Origin of the sequence: Micromonospora sp. URMC 106, assembly GCF_051386395.1 — a bacterium.
GTDB lineage: Bacteria > Actinomycetota > Actinomycetes > Mycobacteriales > Micromonosporaceae > Micromonospora.
On record NZ_JBPQTP010000005.1, the window covers coordinates 24,317 to 48,881 of the forward strand.

At 71.1% G+C, this 24,565-nt stretch carries 17 protein-coding genes and 1 pseudogene; 13 read left to right on the plus strand and 5 right to left on the minus strand.

The window, feature by feature from the left end; translation table 11 throughout:
• Positions 1 to 305: 305 nt before the first annotated feature.
• On the plus strand, positions 306 to 1,610 hold the full coding sequence (locus tag ACSNOB_RS02670) for an FAD-dependent oxidoreductase (RefSeq protein ID WP_436684974.1): 1,305 nt from the start codon (positions 306 to 308) through the stop codon (positions 1,608 to 1,610).
• A gap of 81 nt (positions 1,611 to 1,691) precedes the next feature.
• Here the strand turns inward: ACSNOB_RS02670 and ACSNOB_RS02675 are convergent, their stop codons facing one another.
• The gene (locus tag ACSNOB_RS02675) at positions 1,692 to 2,768 is read right to left on the minus strand and encodes an endonuclease/exonuclease/phosphatase family protein (protein WP_436684975.1); all 1,077 of its coding nucleotides are present in this window, start codon (positions 2,766 to 2,768) and stop codon (positions 1,692 to 1,694) included.
• Positions 2,769 to 3,208: 440 nt separating this feature from the next.
• On the opposite strand from ACSNOB_RS02675, the gene ACSNOB_RS02680 reads away from it, so the two are divergent.
• Positions 3,209 to 4,021: an SCO2525 family SAM-dependent methyltransferase gene (locus ACSNOB_RS02680; protein WP_436684976.1), complete on the plus strand. Its 813-nt coding sequence runs from the start codon at positions 3,209 to 3,211 to the stop codon at positions 4,019 to 4,021.
• 33 nt (positions 4,022 to 4,054) lie between these two features.
• On the opposite strand, the gene ACSNOB_RS02685 is transcribed toward ACSNOB_RS02680, so the two are convergent.
• Positions 4,055 to 4,939, minus strand: a complete 885-nt coding sequence (locus ACSNOB_RS02685) for a LysR substrate-binding domain-containing protein (RefSeq protein WP_436684977.1) — start codon at positions 4,937 to 4,939, stop codon at positions 4,055 to 4,057.
• A 202-nt stretch (positions 4,940 to 5,141) separates the two neighbouring features.
• Here ACSNOB_RS02685 and ACSNOB_RS02690 point away from each other — a divergent pair.
• The 6 genes and pseudogenes from ACSNOB_RS02690 to ACSNOB_RS02715 form a co-directional block, all read left to right on the plus strand.
• Positions 5,142 to 5,529, plus strand: a pseudogene (locus ACSNOB_RS02690) (mycothiol-dependent nitroreductase Rv2466c family protein); the annotation flags it as partial.
• A gap of 47 nt (positions 5,530 to 5,576) precedes the next feature.
• Positions 5,577 to 6,569 (plus strand): EamA family transporter, encoded by a 993-nt coding sequence (locus ACSNOB_RS02695; protein ID WP_436684978.1) that lies wholly within the window; start codon positions 5,577 to 5,579, stop codon positions 6,567 to 6,569.
• Between the two features lie 35 nt (positions 6,570 to 6,604).
• Positions 6,605 to 7,819, plus strand: a complete 1,215-nt coding sequence (locus tag ACSNOB_RS02700) for an MFS transporter (RefSeq protein WP_436684979.1) — start codon at positions 6,605 to 6,607, stop codon at positions 7,817 to 7,819.
• A gap of 217 nt (positions 7,820 to 8,036) precedes the next feature.
• Positions 8,037 to 9,878, plus strand: coding sequence for an SCO2524 family protein (locus ACSNOB_RS02705; protein WP_393106620.1), 1,842 nt, complete (start codon positions 8,037 to 8,039; stop codon positions 9,876 to 9,878).
• Positions 9,878 to 10,807 (plus strand): SCO2523 family variant P-loop protein, encoded by a 930-nt coding sequence (locus ACSNOB_RS02710; RefSeq protein ID WP_436684980.1) that lies wholly within the window; start codon positions 9,878 to 9,880, stop codon positions 10,805 to 10,807. The genes ACSNOB_RS02705 and ACSNOB_RS02710 overlap by 1 nt, the downstream gene beginning before the upstream one ends.
• Positions 10,792 to 11,769: an SCO2522 family protein gene (locus ACSNOB_RS02715; protein ID WP_436684981.1), complete on the plus strand. Its 978-nt coding sequence runs from the start codon at positions 10,792 to 10,794 to the stop codon at positions 11,767 to 11,769. The genes ACSNOB_RS02710 and ACSNOB_RS02715 overlap by 16 nt, the downstream gene beginning before the upstream one ends.
• A gap of 6 nt (positions 11,770 to 11,775) precedes the next feature.
• Here ACSNOB_RS02715 and ACSNOB_RS02720 read toward each other — a convergent pair whose 3' ends face one another.
• Positions 11,776 to 12,732: an SCO2521 family protein gene (locus ACSNOB_RS02720; protein ID WP_393106614.1), complete on the minus strand. Its 957-nt coding sequence runs from the start codon at positions 12,730 to 12,732 to the stop codon at positions 11,776 to 11,778.
• Between the two features lie 301 nt (positions 12,733 to 13,033).
• Here ACSNOB_RS02720 and ACSNOB_RS02725 point away from each other — a divergent pair, with 301 nt between their 5' ends.
• From ACSNOB_RS02725 to ACSNOB_RS02735, 3 genes are all read left to right on the plus strand, one after another.
• Positions 13,034 to 17,248, plus strand: coding sequence for a HEAT repeat domain-containing protein (locus ACSNOB_RS02725; protein ID WP_436684982.1), 4,215 nt, complete (start codon positions 13,034 to 13,036; stop codon positions 17,246 to 17,248).
• Positions 17,249 to 17,351: 103 nt separating this feature from the next.
• Positions 17,352 to 19,160 carry a RyR domain-containing protein gene (locus tag ACSNOB_RS02730; protein ID WP_436684983.1) on the plus strand — a complete coding sequence of 603 codons (1,809 nt, stop codon included), beginning with the start codon at positions 17,352 to 17,354 and terminating at the stop codon, positions 19,158 to 19,160.
• A complete protein-coding gene (locus ACSNOB_RS02735; protein WP_436684984.1) occupies positions 19,150 to 19,662 on the plus strand; it encodes a hypothetical protein in 513 nt (170 codons plus the stop codon). The genes ACSNOB_RS02730 and ACSNOB_RS02735 overlap by 11 nt, the downstream gene beginning before the upstream one ends.
• Before the next feature lie 125 nt (positions 19,663 to 19,787).
• Here ACSNOB_RS02735 and ACSNOB_RS02740 read toward each other — a convergent pair whose 3' ends face one another.
• On the minus strand, positions 19,788 to 20,666 hold the full coding sequence (locus ACSNOB_RS02740; protein WP_436684985.1) for a sigma-70 family RNA polymerase sigma factor: 879 nt from the start codon (positions 20,664 to 20,666) through the stop codon (positions 19,788 to 19,790).
• Between the two features lie 83 nt (positions 20,667 to 20,749).
• Here ACSNOB_RS02740 and ACSNOB_RS02745 point away from each other — a divergent pair, with 83 nt between their 5' ends.
• Positions 20,750 to 21,199 (plus strand): carboxymuconolactone decarboxylase family protein, encoded by a 450-nt coding sequence (locus ACSNOB_RS02745; protein WP_436684986.1) that lies wholly within the window; start codon positions 20,750 to 20,752, stop codon positions 21,197 to 21,199.
• 206 nt (positions 21,200 to 21,405) lie between these two features.
• Here the strand turns inward: ACSNOB_RS02745 and ACSNOB_RS02750 are convergent, their stop codons facing one another.
• Positions 21,406 to 23,052: a hypothetical protein gene (locus tag ACSNOB_RS02750; RefSeq protein WP_436684987.1), complete on the minus strand. Its 1,647-nt coding sequence runs from the start codon at positions 23,050 to 23,052 to the stop codon at positions 21,406 to 21,408.
• Between the two features lie 580 nt (positions 23,053 to 23,632).
• Here ACSNOB_RS02750 and ACSNOB_RS02755 point away from each other — a divergent pair.
• A complete protein-coding gene (locus tag ACSNOB_RS02755) occupies positions 23,633 to 24,196 on the plus strand; it encodes a dihydrofolate reductase family protein (RefSeq protein WP_436684988.1) in 564 nt (187 codons plus the stop codon).
• Positions 24,197 to 24,565 lie beyond the last annotated feature (369 nt).

The following is a 24,565-nucleotide window of genomic DNA, read 5'->3' on the forward strand; positions in this document are numbered from 1 at the left end:
AGCGCGTCCGGCCGCAGCAGCGGCTGCCAGGTGAGCAGGAGCGTCAGTGCGCCCTGTCGGCCCTGGCCGCCGACCGCTTCTGTCGGCCATCCGTTGGATGCCGGGGCGGCGCCGGGTGCGTGTGCGACGATCCACGAGCGTCATTTCGACCGGTCCGTCCTGTGCGGCCGCGTACGCTCAGGCCGCTCGGCGGGCGCGTGCGCGTGCGCCTCTCGTACCCCTTGGAGAGCACGATGCCCCTCTCCCCGACCAGGGTCTTCGCCGCGTTGAACGCCGTGCGACCACCCGCCCGGCAGTCTCCGATCATGCAGAGGGCTGTCGTGGTCGGCGGCAGCGTCGCCGGGTTGCTCGCCGCCCGGGCGTTGTCCGACCACGCGGAGAGCGTCGTCGTCATCGACCGCGACGACCTGCATCTGACCGGCGGCCGGCGGGGCGTGCCACAGGGGACGCAGTTGCACGCACTGCTGCCCGGTGGCTTTCTCCAGCTCGAACGCCTCTTTCCCGGCTTCCGTGAACAAGCGCTGGCCCAGGGGGCGATCGAGGCTCCCCCCGCAACCAGACGGGCGTACCTCGACGGCCGGCTGAAGGTCGTCGTACCCGACGACGCGGACAGCCTGGCGGGCACCCGACCGCTGCTGGAGGGGCTGATCCGTCAGCAGGTGCTCCGGCTGCCCAACGTCAAGACGGTCGTCGCCCGCGCCACGGGTCTCGTGCTCGACGGTGGCGCGGCCACCGGCGTCCGCTACGACGTCGGCGGGGTGCCCGGCGTCGAGAGCGGTGACTTCGTGGTGGACGCCATGGGGCGTTCGAGCAGGCTGTCCGAGTGGCTGGAGCATGCCGGCTGGGACCGCCCCGTCACGCGGCGGATGACCGTGAACCTGAACTACGCGACGGCCCTGTTCCGACGCCGGGAGACGCATCCCGACCTCACGGTCGTCATGGCACTGCACAGTCCGGGGACGTCGCCGGACGTGGCCGGTGCCGCGGTCTTCGCCGTCGAGGACGGCCGGTGGATGGCGATGATGGCCGGGTACGGCGACAACCGGCCGGGGAGTAGCTCCGAGGACTTCGTGCGGCGGCTGCGAGACCAGTTCCCACCGGAGTTCGGTGCCGTCGCCGGGAACGAGATGCTCGGCGACGTCGGGACCTACCGCCATGCCGACAGCCGGCGGCGGGACTTCCACGGGCTCAAGCGGTTCCCGAGCCGGCTGGTGAGCGTCGGCGACGCGGTCGCGTCGTTCAACCCGGTGTACGGGCAGGGGATGACGGCGGCGGCCCTGCACGCTGCCTGCCTGTCGGTGTACCTGCGGTCACGGCCGGATCTGGGCCTGCCCGCGCGCCGGTTCTTCGACTGGCAGAAGGTCGTGGTCGAAGCCGCGTGGTCGACGTCCACATCCGCGGACCTGGCCCTGCCGCACGTCGACGGGCCCTACCCACGCGGGTACCGGCTCTCCAGTTGGATCAGCCGGCAGATCGTCGCGGCGACCGTCACGGACGTGGCTGTCGCGCGGCGGTTCAACGAGGTCGTCTCCATGCGTGCGCATCCGAGGTCGCTGGTCACGCCCGGCCTGGTGCTGGCCGCCCTGCGCGCCAACCGTCGGGCACCGTGAGCCGGTGCCCTTGATCATCATCGCGCGCCTGAGTCGCGTTCTCCCGGATCCCGAGACAGCACCGGAGCTCTTACGCGATGCTCACCAGCTGATGCTGGCCGCCACCGGGAGGTGGTCGCCGCCGGTGGCCGGCAGCACCCAGGATCTCTCCGGCTGCACGCCGCGGACCAGGATGTGGTCGATCCGCACTACCGGGAACCTCGCCGGCCAGGTGAAGCCGAAGCCTTTCCCGGCCTCGCTCTGAGCCGAGCGCAGCTGCGAGGTGATGCCGGCGAACACGCGGTCGTCCATGGTGCCGTTCAGGTCGCCGAGCAGCACCACCCGCTCGTTCCGCTCGGCGGCGATGGCCTCGCCGAGGGCCTGCGCATTTCGGTTCCGATGGGTCGTCCAGAAGCCCGCCCTGGGATACAGCCGTACGGACCCCAGGTGGGCCACGTACACCGCCAGCGGCCCCTGGTCCGTGGCCACCGTGGCGCGCAACGCCCGGTTGTAGGCCATCGTGACGTCGACCGGCTTGGTGGCCGCCAACGGCCCGGCGTCCGTCTGGATGTCGACCGGCTGAGTGTCCGACAGCGGCAGCTTGCTCCACAGCCCGACCGTGCCCTGCACCGTGTGGTGCGGGTACGCCTGCGCCAGTTCCCTCTCGTACGTGCCCGTGGCCTGCGGGGTCAGCTCCACCAGGGCCAGCACGTCCGCACCGGAGGCGGCCAGGTCGCGGGCGGTGCCGGCCGGGTCGGGGTTGTCGGCGTTGACGTTCTGCTGGGCCAGGGTGAGGTCTCCGCCCGGGCGGGACTTGTCGCCAAGCAGCCCGCCGAAGAGGTTCAGCCACACCACGGCCGGCAGCAGCAGCGCGGCCACCGCGGAGGCGGAACGACGCCACAGCGCCCCGATCAGCAGTACGGGGATGAAGAGGCCGAGCCACGGCAGGAAGGTCTCCACCAGGCTGCCGAGGCCCCCGCGGTTCGTGATCTGCGCGTGCAGCAGCAGGATCAGGCCGATCAAAAGCCCCAGCGCCGCGAGCACCGGGCCGCGCTTCCAGAGGCTCGGGCGGGAGGCGGCGCGAATCGCCCGGCGGATGCGCGCGCGCCAGGGCCCGGCGCCGGTATCCCGGCGGCCGGCGTCACCCTGCCCGGTCCCCGCCGTGTTCACCTGCGTCATCGTCGGCCTCGCTCACCGTCCGTCACTGCTGCATCCTATGGTGATCAACGGGTTGTCCGGGTGAGCTCTTCGATCCCCGGTTCACCGAGGTGCGCAGGCGGAGGACGGCGAGGTCGCTCCGCAGGGTCTTGTCGTAGCGGGTTCGATGCCTCGCCGGGCCACGTGCTTGTTGATCAGCCGCTCTCCGGTGCCGCGAAATTGTGTGTGGCGATGCCGTGCGGCCCCGATATCGGATGTCCGTCAGAGCGCGTCAGGCCCACGCCTCGGCCCCGTGAACTGGACCGGTCGGCGTGGTCACCGTCAAGGCCGTCAATCGCCGGGGTTGGCGAAGTGCCGCTGCTTGCGAGCCAACACCGCCTCGGATACACAATGAGCAGCGCGAAGGAGCGCGCCAAAAAAGACGGCCAATGTGATCCGCCGACATCGATGGAGGCACGTCCATGGCGTTGACCCCGGCGGCTGGCGGCGGTTGCGACGAGTCGTCGACGCCATCCCCACCGAGCCAATCCGCGAGGCCGGCGAATTCTGACGTCGAATGGGACAGCTTCGACCCCCTGGCATATGTCCGGCACAACTACGCGGTCCTGCGTGCCGACGATCGTGAAATCCTCCGCCGTACCAGGGATTTCTTCGCCGAGGCGAAGCTCTCCGACGCGCACTGTGTCGACGTGGGGTCGGGGGCGAACCTCTACCCGGCGCTGACGCTCCTGCCGTTTGCCCGCACGATCGACCTGTGTGACTGGTCGGCGTCGAATGTCAGCTGGCTGCGTACGCAGGTCGACAGCTACGACGAGCTCTGGGACCCGTACTGGCAGGTGTGCGCGGAGCACCCGGCGTACTCGGCGCTGACTGATCCGCGGGGCCGCCTGGCGCGGGTCGGCCGAGTGCTGCGGACGAGTGTCTTCGATGCGCCGAGGCACGCCTGGGACGCGGGCACGATGTTCTTCGTGGCGTGCTCCATATCGGCAGATCGCGCGGAGGCCGAGCACGCGATCGGCCGCTTCCTCGACGCGCTGCGGCCCAACTCACCCTTTGCCGTGGCGGTCATGCTCGACTCCCGCGGCTACAGCGTCGGCCAGCGCGTCTTTCCCGCCGTGGCGCTGCAGCGCGCCGAGGTGATGGCGAGCATCGCGGCCGGCGCGTACGACCTGGACGTCCACGAGGTGCGGCTCACGCCGACGCTGCGCGACGGGTACCTGAGCATGCTGCTGACCACCGGCCGAACCCGTGGTGGTGCGGGACCGTACACGTGACGGCCGGTACTCCAGCCGCAGTTGCCCGCCGGCTCATTCCTGGCTTCCGGCGTCGATGCCGAGCAGGGCGAGGAAGGCGTCCGCCGCGGGCATGCGGTCGGACCGGCTCCAGATGACGTACTCGACGCGGGCCGGCGCGTCCATGACCTGGATGGTCGTCACGCCGGTGAGCTGCGGCACGTAGGCGGACGGAAGCATGGCCACGGCGAGTCCCTCCTCGACCAGACGGGACATGAGGTAGGCGGTGGTCACCTCGAAAGCGACATCACGCACGAGGCCGGCGGCCTCGAAGGCCTGATCGGACTGGATCCGCCCGGCGGTTCTGGCCGGCAGGTCCACGAACACCTCGGCGGAGAGCCTGCGCAGGCTGACCGCTGACTCCGCAGCGAGGGGATGCTCCGGGGCGACCACGGCGACGAGCCGGTCGCGGGCGAGTTCGCGGGCGTTGACGCCTTCGGGACGCGCGGTGGTGGGCAGCCCGAGGAAGGCCACCTCGATGGCCCCCTGCTTGACCTGCTCGACCAGCTCCTCGCTCGCGCCAACGCGGAGGCTGATGCGCACGGACGGGTGCCGCCGGCGGAAGTCTCGCAGGATGCCGGGAAGGTCGACCGCGGCGACGGTGGGGATCAGACCGATCGCGAGCCGTCCGCGCAGCTCACCGACGGCCGCGGCGACTTCGGCGACCGCCCGCTCCGCGGCGTCCAGGCACTGACGGGCGGCGGGCAGGAACGCGGCGCCGGCCGGGGTCAGCCGGACCCGCCGGCTGGTGCGCTCGAAGAGCCTGACGCCCAGTTCCCGTTCCAGGCGGGCGATCTGGTGACTGAGCGCGGACTGCACCACGTGGCACCGTTCGGCGGCCCGGGTGAAGTTGTTGGTCTCGGCGACCGCGACCACGTAGCGCAACTGCTGTAGTTCCACAGATCCATCGTGGTTCACGATCGATGGGGTGACAAACATGCGTTGGACTCGCTGATCCACTTCGGGTGAGGCTGGGGACGCGACCGGGACGGCGAAGCCGCGGCCCGGCCGGGACCGCGCCGACCAGTCGTCGCGGCTCGCCGCCGGTTGACCGCACGGGCAGCCACCGGCAACCCATCACTTCCGAAAGGACGACCGCACGATGAGCGTCGCTGCACCCGAAAGGCCGGCGGAAACCGTCGCCGACATCCGGGCGGAACCCCGCTGCCCCTGGGCGTGGACCGCCTCCCGCTGGCTGTTCGAGGTCGAACAGGTCCGGCCCGTCGAGGCGCGTCTTCACGTCGTGAGCCCTCTTTGGTACTCGACGAGGGCCGCGAGGTGCCGGAGAAGTGCCGCAAAGGCGATGGTCGAAGGCGGGGATCGGTGCGCGTCTGCGTCGCCGCCGAGCAGCAGCGCGGCCCGGAGGCCCTGCGTGCTCCGGTCCGGTGAGGGCGCCGGGGCCGCGCGGCGAGGCCGCCGGTCGGCTCCGGGACGGCGTCCTCGCCCTGGCCGGCACCGATGGCTTCCACGAACTCAAGCGCACTCGTGACCGTGATGCCCTCGTGGCTGGAAGCAGGTCGAACGCCAGTCCCCGTGCGTGCCCGACAGCGGCCTTCGACACGGAAGGCAGGGTGGCATGAGCAACGGCAACCGACTCCTCACCGCGGGCGTCACCGCGCTGGCGCCTGCGATCTGGGGAAGCACATACCTGGTGACGACCGAATGGTTGCCACCCGACCGTCCGCTGCTGGCCACCACCGTTCGGGCCCTTCCCGGGGGCCTGATCCTGCTGGCCCTGACCCGGCTGCCGCCGACTGGAGCGTGGTGGTGGCGGTCGTTGGTGCTCGGCACGCTCAACATCGGCGCGTTCAACTTCCTGCTGTTTGTCGCGGCTTACCGCCTGCCGGGCGGCGTCGCCGCGATGATCATGGCCGGCCAGCCGATGATCGTCATGATCCTGGCGGCGTTGCTCCTCGGCGACAGGATCCGCACGAGGCACGTGGTGGCCTGCCTCCTGGGCGCGGGCGGTGTCGCGATGTTGGTGTTCAGGGGGACAGCGGCCCTGAACACCGTCGGTGTGGTCGCGGCGCTCGTCGCGGCGGCATGCATGGCCGTCGGCCTCACGCTGACCAAGCGGTGGGGACGCCCCGAGGGGGTAGGACTGCTGCCCTTCACCGGATGGCAACTGGTCACCGGCGGACTCGTGTCCCTGCCGGCCACGCTGACCCTCGAAGGGCTGCCGGCCGTCCTCACCCCGTCCAACATCGTCGGGTTCGCCTACCTCACCACTCTCGGCGCCGTCCTCAGCTACGCGCTGTGGTTCCGCGGGATCGAGAAGCTGCCCGCGTTGGCGGTCTCCTTCCTCGCCCCGGGCAGCCCTGTCGTCGCTGCCATCCTCGGATACCTGTTCCTGCGCCAGACGCTCTCAGCGGTCCAGGTGGTCGGCGCCATCGCGATCGTCGTCGCCGTGCTGCTTGCGCAACCCCGGCCACCCCGGTCACGCCCACGTCCCGGTGACTGCCCGGTCAGTGCCGACCCCGCGGTGTCCGGACCGGCTTCGCCGCCGTCGGTCAGCGGACGTCACCGCTGATCCGCACCTAACGCAAAACTCATGAAAAGGGAGAAATGGTCACATCGAATGGGCGCCCTCACTCGCCCCTGAAGTCATGGCTCGGTGTCGCGGTCATCACCGCCAGTCTGTTCACCTTCGTCACCACGGAGCTGATGCCCGTCGGCCTCCTCACCCCGATCAGCGTGGACCTGGACGTGTCCGCGGGCGTCGCGGGGCTGATGGTCACGCTCTACGGCATCTCCGCCGGGCTCGGCGTGCCGTTCATCGTCGCGTGGACCAGGCGCGTCAACCGGCGGGTCCTGCTGTCCGTGCTCCTGGCGATCCTGGCACTGGGCAATCTGCTCACCGCCGTCTCGACGAGCTTCGTGCTGGTCCTCACGACCCGACTCGTCATGGGATTCGCCAACGGCGTCTTCTGGGCCATCGGCGTCAGCATGGCGATGCGTCTTGTACCGGGACGCCTCGCCTCCCGGGCGTCGGCGGTAGCGCTCTCCGGCATCTCGATCGCCGCAGTGGTGGGCATTCCGCTCGGTGCGTTCCTGGAAAGCCTTACCAGCTGGCGTACCACGTTCCTCATCTGGGCCGGCCTGAGCGCGCTCGTCTTCCTTGCGGTCGCCGTGGTCATTCCATCGCTGCCCTCGGAGAACGCCGTCCCGGTCCGGGAGGTCTTCCGACTCCCGCTCCGGAACAGGCAGCTGCGCCTGGTGATGATCGCCGTGACGCTGTACGTGCTCGGCCACTTCGGCGCGTACACCTTCATCCGGCCCTTCGCGGAGGAGCGCTCGTCCGCCTCCGCCGCCTTCATCAGCGCGTTGTTCGTCGTCTACGGGATCGGCGGCGCGGCCGGCAACTTCATCGCCGGCCACACGGTGACCAGAAGCCCACGGACCAGCTTTGTCGTCGCGTGCACGGGCCTCGTGACGGCGATGCTGCTGCTGCTCACCATCGGGCAGACGCCGCCCGGGCTGATCCTTGCCGTGACCCTCTGGGGAGTGTCCTTCGGCGCCGCGAACCTGTGCCAGATCAACCTGATGCTCGGTGCCGCGCCCGACAAGTTCGAGGCGGCCATGTCCATCAACACTCTCGGGTACAACACATCGATCGCCCTGGGAGCGCTGTTCGGTGGATGGTTCGCCGACACCCTGGGGGTCGACGGCGCTGTCTGGTTCGGCGTGACGCTCGCGTTCGCCGCGCTGCTCGTCACCATCGGCACGCGCCGGATGACCGCCACGGCGGTCGGCGAGGACGAGCTGGTCACCACCGGGTGACCCGCGCGCCGTGCGGTCGGCCCGGTCCACCGGTACGCGGAATCACATCGCGACTGGTGGGCCGGGCCGCCGACACGCGGCCATCGAAGCTGTTCAAGTGGCACTCGACGGGCCCGCTACCATGTTGTTGCACGTCATTGTGGACCACCGTAGATCATCCTGTGAACGGCACCACCAGCAGTTTCGAGGCGACGACTACAGCAGACGGCGGTGAATCGTGCGGATACAGCCACGCCAGGAAATCCTCGACATCTGGCGGGCCACGGTGCGTAGTTGCTGGCAGAACGGTGAATGGCGCTGGGGTGGTCGAAGCGGCAGCAACTCGATCAGCGATGCCGAGCAGCTACTGACCCTGCTGCTCCCGGCGGCCAGGGTTCCCGTGCTGTCACTCGACGACCCGGATCGCGCCGACGAAGAGGTGATCGAGGCGCTCAGCCCGCTCGGCGGCGCGATCGAGATTCCCCGCCGGCTGGTCAGCGTGATCAGCGACTACTTCACGCGGTACACCGACGAGACCGGCACCCCGATCTTCAGCGGTGGAAGCTACCTCACCCCGCTCGATGACGGCCCGGAGCTCACCGAGGAGCAACGCTCCCTGGACATCGTCGACTCGTTCGCGGTGTCGGTCACGCTCACCCTGGCGACGATCGGTTTCGTCAAGGTCTACCGGGGCACCACGAAGCGGCGCGACCTGCTGGCGCAGCTGGACGCCCTGGACGCGATGGCCAGCGCGCGGCTCACCGCGGCCATGGTCGGCCTGCTCCGCAGCTTCAGCACCTTCGTCTTCACCGCCACCGACGAGTACGGCGTCCGGCTGTGCGACATGATCAACCAGGACGAGCTGCCGCGCCGCGAACTCGTGGCCGCGCTGCGCGAACAGCTGCGCGAAACCATGGCCAGCCTGCGCAACGTGGTCATCGGGTCGGGCCGGGTGACCGAGGACCTGGACAACAGCGAGATGCTGTTCGAGTGCGGCTGGTCGTGGGGGATCATCGCCGGCGCCGAGGAGGTCCCGACCACCGAGCCGACCGGCCTGCAACGCGAGGGCTCGGCGGAGAACGCTCCCTACCTCTACTTCACGGTCATCGCGATGGACGCCATCGAGGACCTGAACTCCGAGCGCACCCGCCTGCTCGGGTTGCTCAACGAGGAGCAGCAGCGGCTGTCCCGCGCACTGCAGCTGCGCTGGGAGCTGACCCGGACCTACTGGGCGACGGTGGCGACCTTCGACAACCGGCGACGGTGGCCCATCGAGGACATCCCCTGGCGGACGACCGACGGCGACCGGACCGACTACTACACCCTGCAGGCCACGTCGCTGGCGGTGAAGGGCCTGATCGCTGGCGGGCGCGGCGCCGACGAGGAGCTCGGTCGGATCGCCTCGGTGCTGGTGGAGCTGGCGCAGCGGGCGCGGATCACCCGACGTGCCTCGCCCGACGAGCCGGCGCTGCTCCTGCACGCGCCAGGCAAGCGGGTGACCCTGAACGACGACACGTCGAAGCCGATCATGACGTGGAACGTGAACGAGTACTCCACGGTGCTGCTCCAGCGGGCGGCCACCGTCGCCGGTCTGCTGAGCAACGCCCGGCGCCGCAGCGAGCTGCTCGAGCTGGCGGACGAGGTGTGGGATCACCTGTTGCTGCGACGTATCCCCGACGGCCAGCACCGAGGGCTGTGGGACCACGCCGCCGGCGCCTACCCCGGGCTGGCGCCGAAGCCGGACGCGCCCTCCTGGTACCTGACCCAGCGGGTGGTGGAGGCGCTGGTCACCGCCGGTCAGCTGCTCTGGGAGCGGCCGTTCCCGCGGGCTGGCCGCCTCGCCGCGTACGCGCAGGATCTCATCGACGAGGCCGAGTACCTGTTCGACCGGGAGCTGATGCGCGGCACGTTCGCCGGCGAGGCGATGCAGCGCAGCATGCGCAGCATCCGAGCCAGCCTGCGCCGGGCGCAGCTGCTGGTGGACGAACGCCCCGGCACGGCGGCCGCCCTGGCGAACGCCCTGCTGCTGCTGCTCAACGACGTCGCGACCGGGCAGCAGAAAGCCAGCGAGGGGATCTGATGCTGGTTTTCGTCACGTCGCACAAGGGCGGTACCGGGCGCTCGGTGACCGCAGCGAACATCGCCTACCGCAGCGCGTTGTCCGGCCGCCCCACCTGCTACCTGGACTACGATTTCGGCTCGCCGACGGCCGGCATCACGTTCCAGATCCCGCAGGCCGTCAACGGGGTGGAGGGCACCGGGCCCAACGGCGGTGGCCTGCACCGGTATCTGCGCGGGGAGATCCCGTCTCCGGAGCAGCTGGACGTGTGGGGCACGTCGGAGCGGGCCAGCCTGCGCCAGCGGCCCATCGGGTCCGGTCCGCTGGTACTCCTGCCCGGGCAGCGCAACGGCAGCGAGTTCGGGTTCACCAACGACATCGCCAAGCGCTGCGCCGAACTCTTCCTCCGCCTGGAGGAGGAGTTCGACCTGACCCTGGTCGACCTCAGCGCCGGCCGGTCGTACGCCAGCCAGATCGCGCTGGCAGCCACCGCGATCGCGACCCTTCGCAAGGTCACCGTGCGCTGGTTGGTCTTCCACCGGTGGACTCCCCAGCACGTCACCGCGGCTGCGGACCTGGCCTTCGAGGCGGGCGGGATCGTGGCCATGGGCAAGGAGTACGGTCACGAGCCGGACCGGCTGCGCGAGTCGCTGCGATTCATCCGCACGGCGGTGATCGACTCACGCGGCCCCGAGGTCGGCCACCTCGACCTCGCGCAGCAGGCATTCCTGCGCAAGTGCGACGCGGAGTTGTCGGAGCTGGCCCGACGGCGGGGCGTCGGGCGCACCACGCTGTTCGGCGCGGTGCCACTGGATCCCCTGTTGCAGTGGCGGGAGCAGCTCATCTCGGACCACGACGTGCAAAGCAAGATCGCTAACGTCAAGACCGTGGACGCCTTCGTGGAACTGACCGAGAAGCTCTTCGACGAGACGGCATGGGAGACCGTGTGATTGGCGTGGATGTCAGGTTCCAGGAGGCAGCTGCGGTGCGACGTACAGAGAGCGTGGCGTACTCGCATCTGTCGGTGGAGTTGGGGCACTTCTACGCGGAGGACTTCGGCGACGGGTGCCAGGAGCTGCGGCGCAAGTTCGAGCGGATCGCGGACTGGTCGGCCGCGATCCCGGCCCTGGCCCGACGCGGGCTGCCCCCGCACCGGCAACCACGGATCAGCACCTGCTTCATGGTGGACGACTACTTCCACCGCTTCGGTACTCCCCGCGAGGTGATCCCGCAGGTGCAGAGCGCCGCGGCGGAGCACGGCCTGGTGCTGGACTACGTGGCCCGGGAGTCCAGCTTCGCGCGGCACGACGGCGTCGAACTGGCCCAGCTGGTGGTCGACACCCTGGTGGTGGAGCCGCCCCGGCACACCACCGGGAGCCGCCCACCGCTGAGCGAGTCGGGGTGGCTGTCCAACGGCAAGCGGTCGCCCGGGCATGTCGACGCCCCGGCGATGACCCTGCCCCGGCCGTGGTCCCCGCCGGTGCAGTCCGGCGATCCCCAGCACTCCATCTTCGTCGACATCGAGCTGTGGTCCGACGAGCCGAACACCCGGGTGTGGGCATGCGCGCTGCTCGCCTCGGTCTGGCAGTTGACCCGGCTGGGCGTGCTACGGCACCGGGGTGAGACGATCAGACAGCCGTGCCGGCTCACCGGGGAGCTGCCCACCAGCTGGGACGAACTGCCGGCGATCGTCCAGCTGAACCCGGCCGCCGCGCCGTTCTGCGCGTACCGCACGCTGACCCTGATGGACACCCAGTACCTGCCGGTGGAGCTGGCCGTACGGACCATCCTCGGCCAGGTGGCGGTGCCACCGGCGGTCGCGCAGCAGGTCGCCAAGCGGGCCGGCGGCGAGGGGCTCCAGCTACCCAGCGAACTGGTCGACCGGCTGAGCTACGTGTTCATCGGCGAGTAGGCGGCATCAGCGTCCGCACGGCTGCTTGACCGCCACCCGGTCCGCCAGGTCACGCAGCAGGGCCATGTTGTTGACGCTGATCTGATCCCGGATCCAGTTGACCGACGACTTCCACTGCCGGCTGAACCCGGGCACCTGCTCCAGGCGGTCCCAGATCGGCCGCAACCGCGGGTGGACCCGGGCGCCAGGCAGCCACAGGTGCAGCAGATGCTCCAGCACCGGCCGCAGCCGCTCGATGTGCTCCTGCCCGGAGGGCGGTCGGGTGACCGCGGCCTCCACCAGGGAGGACAGCATGGTCAGCAGCCAGTCGTGCAGCGCGAGGTCTTCGCAGAGGCCAGCCACGGCGGCCGGCACGTCCTGCGGGCCGACCACGAGTTCGACCGTGCGCAGCGTGGGGGAGTCCACGGTGACCACCGCCGAGACGTCCCGGCCCGGCTGCTGGTCGACCTGCGCGGTCCAGCGCAGCCGGGTGCGCGCCGCGCGCAGCGGCGGGTGCCGGTCCAGCAGGTCGGACATCTGCACGCCGTCGAGCACCCGGCCGGTGATCGCCTCCAGGTTCAGCACGTCCGCGTTGTTGCCGCGCAGGAAGCCCGCGGTCAGGTCCGCGGCATCCAGCTTGCCGACCGTCTCGAGGACGCCCGGGTTGGCCAGATAGTGCGACCACGGCCGGCGCCGCTCTCCGGCGACGACCTGGATGACCGAGGAAGCCTGCACGATCCGACCGCCGGTGACGATGGCCCGGGTGACCACCGCACCCACCCCGCGCAACTGGCGGTTCCTGGCGCTGGGTAGCCAGCAGTCCACGCCGGTGCGGACGTCGGGCGACACCGCGTAGAGCGAAGGACGTCGGGAGGTCAGCACAACCTCACCCTCGACCAGGCCGAGCACCTCGGAGCTCTGCTCCTGGGCCAGCGCCGTGCTGTGCTGCAGCAGGCTGGTGTGCACCTCACCCACCGTGAGCATGGCTTCCTCCGCATCGCCGGCACCGGTCCGCGGCCGCCCCGCGGAACGCGGTCCCATGGTGATTGACGTACGCCGCCGTGACCCGCACCGACACGGATCCGCGCGGGTTTACCGAAACTCCCCGCAAGGACGGGATCCGGCTCGCCCGGATCCGTACCTGTCCTGTGCACATCATAAGCCCACCGTCCGCGGGATTCCCATGTACGACGGGGATGCGAGCGTCCGCGGGGCAGAGACGATTCGACAGCGACTGATATTTTCATTGGTGCGGTCGCCAGCCACCCCCTGGAGTTTGCCGTTCATGAAGGTCTACATTTCAGCCACCCAAAAGGACCTGCTGGAATATCGTGCTGCCGTACACGTCGTGGCACGTCGCCTCGAAATCGAGGACGTCGCCATGGAGGCGTACGGCGCCGACATCCGACCACCGCTGGAACGCTGCCTGGCCGACGTGCGCCGGTGCGACCTCTACGTCGGGCTGTTCGCCTGGCGCTACGGATTCCGGCCGCCCGGCCAGGAGTCCTCCATCACCGAACTGGAATACCGTGAGGCACTCGCGGCCGGAAAGCCCTGCCTGATCTTCCTGCTCGCCGAGGAGACACCCTGGCCGGTCGACATGATCGACCGGGACGCCGACTGGCAGCAGATCGTCGCGCTACGCCGGGAACTCAAGGAGCGCCACCTCTGCGCCTTCTTCTCCGGCGTGGACGACCTCGCCGCAAAGGTGACCATGGCGCTGGCCGAGGTGCGCAGCGGCCGATCCCCGACGCGCGAGCCCGCGGACCCGGACACCCACCTGCCGGAAGCCGCGCGCAGCCAGTACTACAAACAGTTGGCCCTCAGATACCAGGCCGTTCCGCTGGACGCGGTCTCACCACGCCCCACCATCGGATACCTCACGGTCGGGCTACCGAAGATGTTCGTGGAGCCCCGCGTGCACGAGGACACCCGGCCCGAGATGCCACTGGCCTGGTGGCGCTGGGCCAGCTCCACAGCGAGCGGCGACGCCGGCGGGCTGCCCGGGGTGGTCAACCCGGAGGAGGTCGAGCGGCTCTGGGAAGAGTACGCGGCCAAGGACGCGCTGGCACTCTTCGACGTCGTGTGCGATCCGGGCCGGCGAGCGATCGTGCTGCTCGGCGACCCCGGCTCCGGCAAGTCGGCGGCCGCGCGATACCTGGCGCTGGCGCTGGCCGGGGTCTGCGCCGAGCCCCGACTGGCGGCGCTGGACCGGTACCTGCCCGTCCTGATCGAGCTGCGCTCCTACGCCGCGCACTGCGGCGACGGGCGGTGCGACGGCCTGCTGGACTACGTCGGCCACCGCCACCAGCAGGGACTAGCCGGAATAGACCAGGGCGTGCTGGAGGCGTACCTGCGCCAGGGCGGCCAGGCGCTGTTCCTGTTCGACGGCCTGGACGAGGTGTTCGACCCCGCGCAGCGCGAAGAGGTGGCCGCGCAGATCGCCACCTTCGCCAACGAGTACCCCGGGGTGCGGACGATGGTCACCTCGCGGGCGGCCGGCTACCTGCGACACACCTTCGCCAACGCCGGCTTCGACCACTTCACGCTGGAAGACCTCGACGACGAGCGGATCGCCCAGTTCCTCGGCAACTGGTACCGCTACGTGATGCCCACACCGGCCGCCGAAGCAGACCGGCAGCGGCGACAGATCCTCGACGTGGTGAACAGGTCCCGAGCGATGCACGAGATCGCCGGCAACCCCCTGCTGCTGATGCTCATGGCGATCGTCGGCCGGGGCCACCCGCTGCCCCGCAACCGACACCGCCTCTACGCGCACGTCACCGACGTACTGATCTCCGAGTGGGACGTGACCAAACAGTTGCGGGAAAGCCACGGCGACGTGCCGCAACTGGACCTGCAGGCGAAGCACCGGCTGGTGCGCCACCTGGCGTATTGGATGCAGTTCCGCGAGTCCGGCCCGGCCGGAAACTACATTGAATCCGACGAACTGGCGCGCATCTTCCGGGACCATCTCGTCGCGTTCTACGGTTTCGAAAACGAGCGGGCACTCGCCATGGCCTACTCGATGATCGACAAGTTACGTCAGCGAAGCTTCATCCTGGAACGGTACGGACTGCGACTGTTCGGGTTCGTGCACCGCACGTTCCTGGAGTTCTTCTGCGCCGAGGAGATCGTGGACAGGTTCGAGCACGACCCGGACGCCTGGGACCTCGACCAACTGCGCGCGCTGTTCCGGGAGCACTGGGCCGACCCGTCCTGGCGGGAGGTGCTCCGGCTGGTCGCCAGCGCCCTGCCCGCCCAGACCGCCAACGACCTGGTCATCCTGCTCGCCACCGAGGCCAACCAACCCTGGCCGCCGCTGAACCTGATCGGCCCACCATGGAACCTGGTGCTGGCCGCGCAGTGCGTGGCGGAGGCGCCACAACCCGCCGACCTGGCCGGCGCGGGCGACGCGGTGCTGTGCCAGGTCGTGCGGCTCATCGAACACGGCATCTCCGTCGACGACCCCAACCTGGTGGAGCTCACCGAGCAGGAGCTGCTGTCCTCGATCCGGGCACTCGGACCGAACTGGCCCGGCCGGGAAACCTTCCTGCACTGGTACCGCCGTCGCGGCGTGCGGACCAGCTGGCGCTCCGGCTCCGCATTCGCCACCCGGATCGCGGCGGCGCTCTCCACCGCTGAGGAGCAGCTGGAGGAACTGCTGATCCGGGAACTCGGGCAGGGCCGCGAGCGGCAGGCCCACCTCATCCTGGTCGCGGGGCTGGCCGAGACCGCCGGCCGGCTGGACACCACCAGCCGCAGCCGCCGCCGATGCCGCGACCTCCTGCTCGCCCAGGCGCAGGCCGAGGTCTCCACCGCGGTGCGGCAGGCCGCCGTACGGGCCCTGGTCGCGCACTTCGGCGCCGACCCCGACCACCTCGACGTGCTGCGCGACCTTGCCGACTCACCCGACCACGCGGTGCGCGCGCTGGCCGTGCAGTCCCTCGGCGGCCGGACCGAGCTGTCCGAGGACCTCCGCCAGGTGCTGGCCAGGGCCGCCGAGGACCCCGCCACCGCGGTGCGGCGGGCCGCCGCCGAAGTGCTCACCACGCGCTGCGCCGACCTGCCGGACGCCCCCGGGACACTGCAGCGACTGCTGGCCACCGACGCCGACCCCGGCGTGGTGCAGTGCGCGATGAAGGGCTTGCTGGCCCTGCCGGAGCATGCCGAAACCGCCCGCACCCGGGCGTTGCAGCGGGTGACCGGCGACAGCCCGGACGAGGTACGGCGCTGCGTGGTGACCGAGCTGCTGCCCGGGCGGCCCAGCCCGGAGAGCACCGAACTGCTGCTGAAGCTGGCCGGCTCGGACACCTCCGCGCGGCTCCGCGCGGTCGCCGTGCAGCGGCTGGCGCTCGTACCCGACCCGGAGGGGCGCTGCCGAGCCCGGCTGGTCGATCAGATCGAGCAGGACGAGGACGCCTCCGTGCGTGCCGCCGCCGTCACCGCGCTGATCGACCGGGACCGCGCCGACGACACCGCGTGGACCGTGGCGGCGCACGCGGCTCGTGCCGACGAGGACGCGACGGTGCGCCTCGCCGCGGTGCGCGCGCTGGCCGAGGCCTACCCGGACCACCGCACCGGGGAACTGCTGCTGGAAAAAGCTGACGGCGACCCGACCGCGAGCGTCCGGCTCGCCGCGATCGACCTGCTCACCGGCCGACCGCTACTCGGCCACGCCACTCGTGACCTGCTCATCAGCCGCGCCTCCCAGGAGCGGGACGCGATCGTCCGGTTGCGGGTCACCCTCCGCCTCACCCGCCTCGCCGACCCGCCCGACCCCGAGGTGCTGGAGTGCCTCGCCGAGCAGGTCAGCCGCGACCCCGACCCGAACGTGCTGCGCGCGGCCGCCCAGGCGCTCGCCCGTCACGGCGAGACCGACAGCCTCACGGAGACACTGTGCCGGCGAGCCCGCCGAGACAGCTACGTCGGCATCCGGCTGGCCGCCGTGCAGACCCTCTGCGCATACGGCAGTCCTGACGTGGTGACCGACGTGCTGCTGGAATGCGTCGAATCAGACACCGACCCCGCCGTGTTCGACGCGGCGGTGTGCTGCCTCACCGAGCAGGGCACGGCATCCATGACGGTGACCCTGCGGCTCCTGCGCCGCCTGGCAGACCAGGACCCGGCGATCCGCGCCCGCATCGCCGCCGCGCTCGGCGCGCACTTCGGCGCCGACCCCGAGGTCCGGGTACTGCTGGTGGGGCTGGTCCGCGACGACCCGGACCTCGAGGTCCGGCGCCGCGCCGTGGAACAGCTGGGCGCCACCCTGGCCGGCCAGGTGGGAGTACACGAGCTGCTGCTGCGGCTCGCCGACGACCACGACTGGGAGATCCGTCGGACCGCGCTGCTCGGACTGACCCGCCACTACTCCGGCGACACCCGCACCCGGACCGTGCTCGTGCGGCTCGCCCGCCAGGAGGACGACGGCACCGTACGGCGGCTGGCCGGGCAACTGCTGGCCGCGCTGCCCGACACCAGACCCGACGACTTCCCATGACCGCGCCCGACCGGACGCCCGGACGGGCGGTGCCGCCGACAGCGCGCGGGCAGGCGCGCGCCGAGCAAGGGCCGGATCGACCTCGTCAAATACCATCGGGGTCATGACAGAGCCGGTCGCCGGCCCGCGCCACCTGGTCGTATGGTGGCTTCGAGCCGTGTTCGGAGTCATCGGACTGGCCGCCTTCATACTCGGCTACGTCGGCTTCGACCGCCTGCTGCAGGCCCGCCCGGGCACCGCCCACGACCCGTACGACGTGCTCTACTACGACCTGCAACTCTTCGTCTTCGGCGCCGAACCCTTCCAGAACGCCGGCCCCTACCCGTGGCAGCTGCAGGTCGCCCGGTTCGCCGCCCCGCTGTTCACCCTCCTCGCCGTGGCCGAGGCCAGCCGGCTGCTGCTGGCCGCCGAGAGCCGCCGCCTGCGGGCCCGGCGAGCCCGCGGCCACGTCCTGGTCTGCGGCGACTCCCAGTTCGCCCACATGCTCGCCGACCGGCTCTTCGCCGACGGCGAACGCGTGGTCGTGGTGCGCTCCGAACCGTTCGGACCGCTGGAGTACCGCCTACGCCGATACCTCGGCGTCGTCGGAGACCCGGCCAGCCCCCAGGTGCTGCGCGGCGCCGGCCTGAGCCGGGCCCACACCATCTACGCCTGCAGCGAGGACGACGACCGCAACCACGCGATCGCCAACACCGCCAGCCGCCTCGTGCAGGACCGGCGGCAACCACCTCGGGTCTACGTGCTGGTCCACGACTCCGAGATGTGCCTGTCACTGCAGGCCCGACGACTCGGCGCCGCCGGATCCAGCCGGCTACGGCTGGACTACTTCCACGTCGACGACGTCGCCGCCCGCGCACTGCACCGGCACCACCCGCTGCCACCCGCGGGCGGCCGACCCACCAAGGTCCTCATCGCCGGCACCGGCGTCTTCCGCCGAGCCCTCCTGGTGGAGACCGCTCGGCACTGGCGCGCCCGCCGCGCCGACGCCCCACCCGGTCACGTCGTGCCACCCCTGCGGGTGGACCTCGTGGCCCCGGACGCCAGCGCCGAACTCGCCGTCGCGGCGTCCCGCTACCCGTTCCTGACCACCGTCTGCCAGCTCACCGCGTACAACCTGGACCTCGACGGCCTCGTCGGGCTCGCGCAGCTCGAACGCGACCGCTACGACCGCATCTACGTCTGCGCGCCGGACGAGACCAGCGGCCTGCAGTTCGTGCTGGACACGCCCGCCCTCTGGCAGAGCGCCGAGAGTTCCGTCTTCGTGCCGGTCTACCAGCAGGCGGCGCTCGCCGCCGCCTTCCACGGCGACTCCCGCCACGACCTGCTCGACGAGGTGCACGGCAAGCTCCGCCTCTATCCGGTGCTGACCCGCGCCTGCGATGCGCGGTTGATCGCGGAGGACCTCACCGAGCGGCTGGCCCGACTGATCCACGAGCGGTACCTCCAGACCCAGCATCGCGCCGGGGTACGCCCCGGCGACGCGCCGGCGATGGTGGAGTGGTCGCGACTGCCGGAGTCGCTGCGGCGGGCCAACCGGGCCCACGTCCAGGACATCGCCGCCAAACTGTTGAGTCTCGGGTGCGTCGTGGCGCCCCGGCGCGGCGGCACCGGGGACGCCTGCGCCGCCGGGCAGGTCATCGACGACCGGATCGAGGAACTCGCCCGCCTCGAGCACGAACGGTGGTGCCGGGAACGGCGAGGGGAGGGCTGGACGTACGGCGAGCCCCGCGACGACGCCCGGCGGCGGCATCCCGCCCTGCGGCCGTGGGACGAGCTGCCCCCCGACGTCCAGGAGCAGAACCGCGAGGAGATCCGGGCGCTGCCCGACGTGCTGTCCGACAGCGGGTTCGAGCTGATCCGGCTGGCACCCGCGGTGCCCGCGCAGCGGAGAGGACCAGGGGATGCCGGCTGATCCCGCACCGGTGCGCGTCGGCATCACCGGGCACATCAACCTGACCCGCGACACCGAGTTGCTCGTCGCCGACGCGCTCCGCGTCGAGTTGCGCCGGATCAGCGACCGGCCGGTGCACGGCGTGACCTGCCTGGCGGCCGGCGCGGATCAGGTCTTCGTGCGCACGATCCTGGACCTGGGCGGCACGTACGAGGTGATCCTCCCGGCCCGCGACTACCGCACCGCCGTGATCCGCCCGGGGAACCGGCCAGCCTTCGACGAGTTGCTCGCCCGGGCGGTGGCGGTCGTCCACACCGGCTACGACCGCTCGAACACCGCTGCCTACGTGGCCGCCAACCGGGAACTGGTGCGCCGGGTGCAGCGCCTCGTGGCCGTGTGGGACGGCGAACCTGGCTGCCACGCGGCGTCGACGGACCGGACCATCGACTGGGCGCGGCAGCACGGCATCCCGACCACGATCATCTGGCCCACCGGCGCCCGCCGGATACCCCTCGGGGACTGACGGGCCGGCAACGGCGGGCGGCTGCCCGCGTCGAAGGCGGGTGCCTCGTCGAACGCCCCGGCGGGCTGAACAGGTCAATGAACCACAGACTGCGGCGCTGGCGGCGACCCCGCCCCGGCAACGACTCACGCCGGACCCGGCAGGCCCATCAGCGCGAGCTTGGCCGGGTCGATCACGACCGTGATGTCGGTGATCCGGCCGTCGACGACGGTGAACGCGACGACCGAGAGCGGGGTGCCGTCCTCGCGCCAGGACATGATCCCTGGGCGGCCGTCGACGAGCACCGCCCGTCCCTGTGCGGCTGCCCTGGCGGACAGTTGCGCGCCGGTCGCGACCTTGGTGGCGCCGAGGGTGACGACCATGCCGGACGGGGTGTCGACGGTCAGTTTCACCTCGGGGTCGAGTACCCGCAGCAACTCCGCGAAGTCGCCGCGGCGAGCCGCCGCCAGGAATGCCTGGACCACCTCTCGCTGCTCCCGTCCGACGCCGGTCGGCCGCTCAACCGCCTGCACCTTCCTGCGGGCGCGGCTGGCGAGCATTTTGGTGGCGGCGGTGGACCTGCCGAGGATGTGGCCGATCTCGTCGAACGGCACCGCGAACAGGTCGTGCAGCACGAACGCCAGCCGCTCGCTCGGCCCGAGCGACTCCAGGACGACGAGCAGCGCGAGACCGACCGAGTCGGCGAGCACCGCGTCGTCCTCGGGAACAGGACTGTCGTCGAGCGTCACCACGAGCTCGGACAGGCGGTCGCCGTAGGACGCCTCCGGGCGGGCCTGGCGCGACCGCAGGACATCGAGGCTGATCCGGCCGGCCACCGTGGTCAGCCAGCCGGCGAGGTTGTGGATGCTCGCCGCGTCCTGGCGGGAAAGGCGCAGCCAGGCCTCCTGGACCACGTCCTCGGCGTCGGCGTGCGAGCCGAGCATGCGGTAGGCGACCGCGCGCAGCCGGTCGCGCTGGGCCTCGAACGCCTCGGCCATCGGGTCCCCGGGGCTGGTGTCGGACATGTTGTTACCTTCCTCGGCGCTGCTCCGTCGTGGGTGATGACGGGCCCGGAGGGGCTCAGGTAACCGATGAAGGAGCAACACCGATGGAAGCACGCATGAACGGCCCGGCGAACCCCGACGTGGTCACCGCGATCCAGCACCTCTACAAGGCGATTCACGCCGGGGGCGTCGACAGGCGCCTGCTGTCTCTGGTCCATCTGCGCACCAGCCAGATCAACGGCTGCAGCCCGTGCGTCTTCGCCTCCGTCGAGTCGGCGACGAAGGCCGGTGAGACAGCGGAGCGGCTGCACAACGTGGTCGCGTGGCGCGACACGCCCTTCTACACCGGGCAGGAGCGGGCTGCTCTCGCCCTGACCGAGGCCGCCACCCGGATCCAGGACGGCGCACCGGGCGTGACCGACGAGATCTGGGACGACGCCGCCGACCACTTCAGCGAGGCGCAGCTGGGCGCGATCGTCCTGGAGATCGCGATGACCAACTTCTTCAACCGGATCAACCGCGCGACCCGGGAGCAGGCCGGCAAGACCTGGTGAGCCGGGCGGGCGTCATCCCCGCGGGCCGTGCCTTCCCGGCGTCAGGGGATGACGCCCCCACAGACCGGTGAGCCTCCGGAGCGCGGCGAGGCAGGCGGCCGGTGCGGGACGTCCGCCCCCGGATCTCCACCACCCACGCCGCTGCGACGGTGCCCGCCCGGCACGTGACCGGGGCGGGCACCGTCGCCGTCACCGAGGTGGGTCGCTCAGGCGCCCCGGATGGAGACGTCGTGGCTGGTGTAGGCGTACGCGTAGGTGGCGTCGCCGTCGAAGCGGACGTGGTACGTGTACTGCCCGCCAACCGGGGGCGTGTCGGTGACGGTGAACGAGCCGTCAGCGGCGAGCGGTACCAGCGGCAGGTCCGCCCCGACGGAGCCGTTCTTGTTGGTGTAGATCCGGTACACCACGATCGACCCGGCGCGCGGCGTGGGTACGTTGCCGGCGGTGGTCATCCGACCGGTGAGGGTGAGCGGCTTGTTGGCGTTCCCTGTGGTCGGTCCGGTCACGGCCAGCGAGGTGGGGTGCTGGGCCACCTCGGCCCTGGCCGTGGTCTTCGACCAGCGGAAGGCGGGGCTGCCGTCCCAGGTGGCGGTGTAGCTGACGCTGCCGCTGACCGGCGGGGTGTCGGTGACGGTGAAGGTGCCGTCCTCGGCGGTGCGCACGCCGGGCAGGGTGGCGGTGGTGCCGTCGGGCAGCGTGCGGGTGATCTCGATCGGCTGTGCCCCGGGCGTGGAGCCGTCGGGGAAGGCGAGCCGGCCGGTCATGGTGCACGGGTCCAGCGCGGTCGCCGCGGTGGCCGACAGGCTCAGCGTGGACGCCGGCAGGAGGGCGCCCTCCACGCGCCACAGGTAGTACCGGTTGTACGGCCAGTCGTTGAGCAGGGCGTAGAGGTCGCCGTCCAGCACGGAGAGGCTGCCGGTGACCAGGTCGCCCTTGTGGGTCATCTGCGTCTGCAAGGTCTTCGTCCCCGCGGTGGCGTCGTACACCGCGGCGTAGGGGCCGTAGTTGGAGCCGTAGAAGGCGGTGCCGACGTGGGCACCGTTCGGGCTGATGGCGATCGCGCCCGGTGCGCCCGGGTGGTCGGCCCGCGAGCCGTAGCTGCGGACCTTGGTCAGGGTCGTGGTGTCCCAGACGTCGAAGCCGGAGGTGGCGAAGACCGAGACGGCCTGGGTGCCGTCGGGCGTGATGGTGAGGTCGGTCAGGTTGGACAGGTCGTTGTCAGCGCCGTCGATGACGCCCCGCAGCGTCGCCGGGGTGGTGCTGACGTCGTACACGCGAGGGGTGGCGGGGTTGATCCCCGCCTCGGCGGTGAAGACCGTGCTGCCGGCGCCGGCGACCAGGGGCGCGCCGTACATCCGGGTGGCGACCTGGACGGGCGTGGGCGCCGCCACGGACAGGTCGAGGCCGAGGACGCCGCCGACGAAGTCGTTCTTGATGCCGTAGCCCACCCAGAGCTGGTTGCCGTCGAGGGACAGGTGCGCCGGGGACGGGTACCCGGCGAGGTTGATCCGTCGGACGACGGCGAGGGCGGCCGCGTCGATCTCGGCGATCTCGTTCGAGCCGGACAGCGCCGCGTAGACCCGGCTGCCGTCAGGCGTGACGGCCAGGCCAGCCGGGCCCGCCAGGCCGGTGATGCTGCCGGTGAGCGTGCCCTGGGCGTCGGCGACCACGATCCGGTCGTTGGCGGAGACGAAGACCCGGCCGCCGGCCGCGGCCGTGTCGACGACGCCGGTGACGCCTGGGATCAGGGTGGCGGTGTCCCTGGCGGCGGCGGGTGCGGTGGTGGCGACGAGGCCGGCCGCTGCCGCCAACGTCGATGCCAGGACTGAGCCGATCACTGTGCGCAATCGCACGTGCGGTCCCCTTTCGTGGTAACCCCGTGATGCCGCGGCGACGGGCGGAGCCGGTGCCGGGCCGGCGACAAGGTCGTCGCGTCGTGGGATTAGGCGTCCTTCCCACCAGCGCCGTTACACAGTGGATCAAAATATCCGTCAATGAGCGACACCCGTGGCCGATCCTTCCGCGTCGATGTGGCTCGCGGGTGGGCAGTGCGCCACTCGGCCACATTCCGTCGTCGGCGATCGCCGCGTGACCGGCGCTGTCACGGGCCGTCCAGGCCGCCGTCGCGCATCACGGCCTCGGTCCTGCCGGCGGCCAGATCGATCAGAGCGTCACCCGGCCTGCGAGGTGGTGCCTGACTCAACCGGTCGGGACGGGCCGGCCTCGTCGCGGCCCGGGTGCCCGACGCGCCCCGATGCCGGCGCACAGTTCGGCGGGGAACGCCACGGTCTCGCGGCAGCACGGGAGCACCGCCCGGCATGTCACACTGTTGTCCCGGTGAGGCCCCGGAGGAGGGCGGGGAGCCAGGATGTCAAGCGGAGTGAACGTCATCGGGTTCGTCCTCCGCCGCTGCGGTGCGACGGGTGTGCAGCCATGTTGATCGTCTCGATGAGCGTCTCGGTGGACGGCTTCATCGCTGACCGCGCGGGCGGGTTCGAATGGACGGCCCCCAGCGAGGAGCTGTTTCGTTTCCACCTCGGGCAGGTACGCGAGCTCGGCGGCTACCTGTTGGGTCGCCGGCTCTACGAGACCATGCTGGTGTGGGAGACGGATCCCTCGATGCGCGACAGCGAGCTCGGGGCCGCGTTCGCCGACGTCTGGTGTGCCCTGCCGAAGGTCGTCTTCAGCCGCACGCTCGACAGCGTTCAGGGCAACGCCCGGCTCGCCGAGACGTCGGTGGCCGAGGAGGTCGCCGCCGCGCTCGACGCGACCGACAGGGACGTCTCGATCGGCGGCGCCGGACTGGCCGGGGCGGCGTTCGGGCTCGGCCTCGTCGACGAGCTGCGGATGTTTCGCTATCCGGTCGTCGTCGGTGGCGGCACGCCTCTCCTGCCGCCGGTCACCGAACGCGTCCGGCTGGACCTGGTCGAGACCAGGACGTTCGGCTCACGCGTGAGCTACGAGCGCTACGGTCGCGCCCGCGACGGGTCGGACTGAACCGCCGTCCGAGTCGGCACGCCTCGGCGGGACCGGGTAGTCGCCGCGCTGACACGCCGGATGTTCGGCCGGGGGGTATCAACGTCAGCGTCGGCGACACGACGCTGGGCATCAGCAGGGCGTACCTGTCACATGCCGCCGGCGGCGTCGATCCCGATACGGATCGCCGACGGGCTCCGGGTACCTGAGCACGAACGGACGCTCCATCACCGGCAGCTTCCCCGGCATGTGCCGCCGTTCGGCGGCTGCCGCCGGTTCCCGCCGTCCCCGCCGCCGACGCCGGACGAGGGCCGCCGGTGATGTTTCGGGCCGGCCGCGACGGCTCGTTGACGCAGGTGGGCGTTTCGCCGCGGGCCTCACCCGGCGGGG

What these genes read in the sequence shown, in the direction of transcription:
- ACSNOB_RS02670 (WP_436684974.1), top strand. Translation starts at nt 306, where the DNA reads ATGCAGAGGGCTGTCGTGGTCGGCGGCAGCGTCGCCGGGTTGCTCGCC.
- ACSNOB_RS02675 (WP_436684975.1), bottom strand. Translation starts at nt 2,768, where the DNA reads ATGACGCAGGTGAACACGGCGGGGACCGGGCAGGGTGACGCCGGCCGC.
- ACSNOB_RS02680 (WP_436684976.1), top strand. Translation starts at nt 3,209, where the DNA reads ATGGCGTTGACCCCGGCGGCTGGCGGCGGTTGCGACGAGTCGTCGACG.
- ACSNOB_RS02700 (WP_436684979.1), top strand. Translation starts at nt 6,605, where the DNA reads ATGGTCACATCGAATGGGCGCCCTCACTCGCCCCTGAAGTCATGGCTC.
- ACSNOB_RS02710 (WP_436684980.1), top strand. Translation starts at nt 9,878, where the DNA reads ATGCTGGTTTTCGTCACGTCGCACAAGGGCGGTACCGGGCGCTCGGTG.
- ACSNOB_RS02715 (WP_436684981.1), top strand. Translation starts at nt 10,792, where the DNA reads ATGGGAGACCGTGTGATTGGCGTGGATGTCAGGTTCCAGGAGGCAGCT.
- ACSNOB_RS02720 (WP_393106614.1), bottom strand. Translation starts at nt 12,732, where the DNA reads ATGCTCACGGTGGGTGAGGTGCACACCAGCCTGCTGCAGCACAGCACG.
- ACSNOB_RS02725 (WP_436684982.1), top strand. Translation starts at nt 13,034, where the DNA reads ATGAAGGTCTACATTTCAGCCACCCAAAAGGACCTGCTGGAATATCGT.
- ACSNOB_RS02730 (WP_436684983.1), top strand. Translation starts at nt 17,352, where the DNA reads ATGACAGAGCCGGTCGCCGGCCCGCGCCACCTGGTCGTATGGTGGCTT.
- ACSNOB_RS02735 (WP_436684984.1), top strand. Translation starts at nt 19,150, where the DNA reads ATGCCGGCTGATCCCGCACCGGTGCGCGTCGGCATCACCGGGCACATC.
- ACSNOB_RS02740 (WP_436684985.1), bottom strand. Translation starts at nt 20,666, where the DNA reads ATGTCCGACACCAGCCCCGGGGACCCGATGGCCGAGGCGTTCGAGGCC.
- ACSNOB_RS02745 (WP_436684986.1), top strand. Translation starts at nt 20,750, where the DNA reads ATGGAAGCACGCATGAACGGCCCGGCGAACCCCGACGTGGTCACCGCG.
- ACSNOB_RS02755 (WP_436684988.1), top strand. Translation starts at nt 23,633, where the DNA reads ATGTTGATCGTCTCGATGAGCGTCTCGGTGGACGGCTTCATCGCTGAC.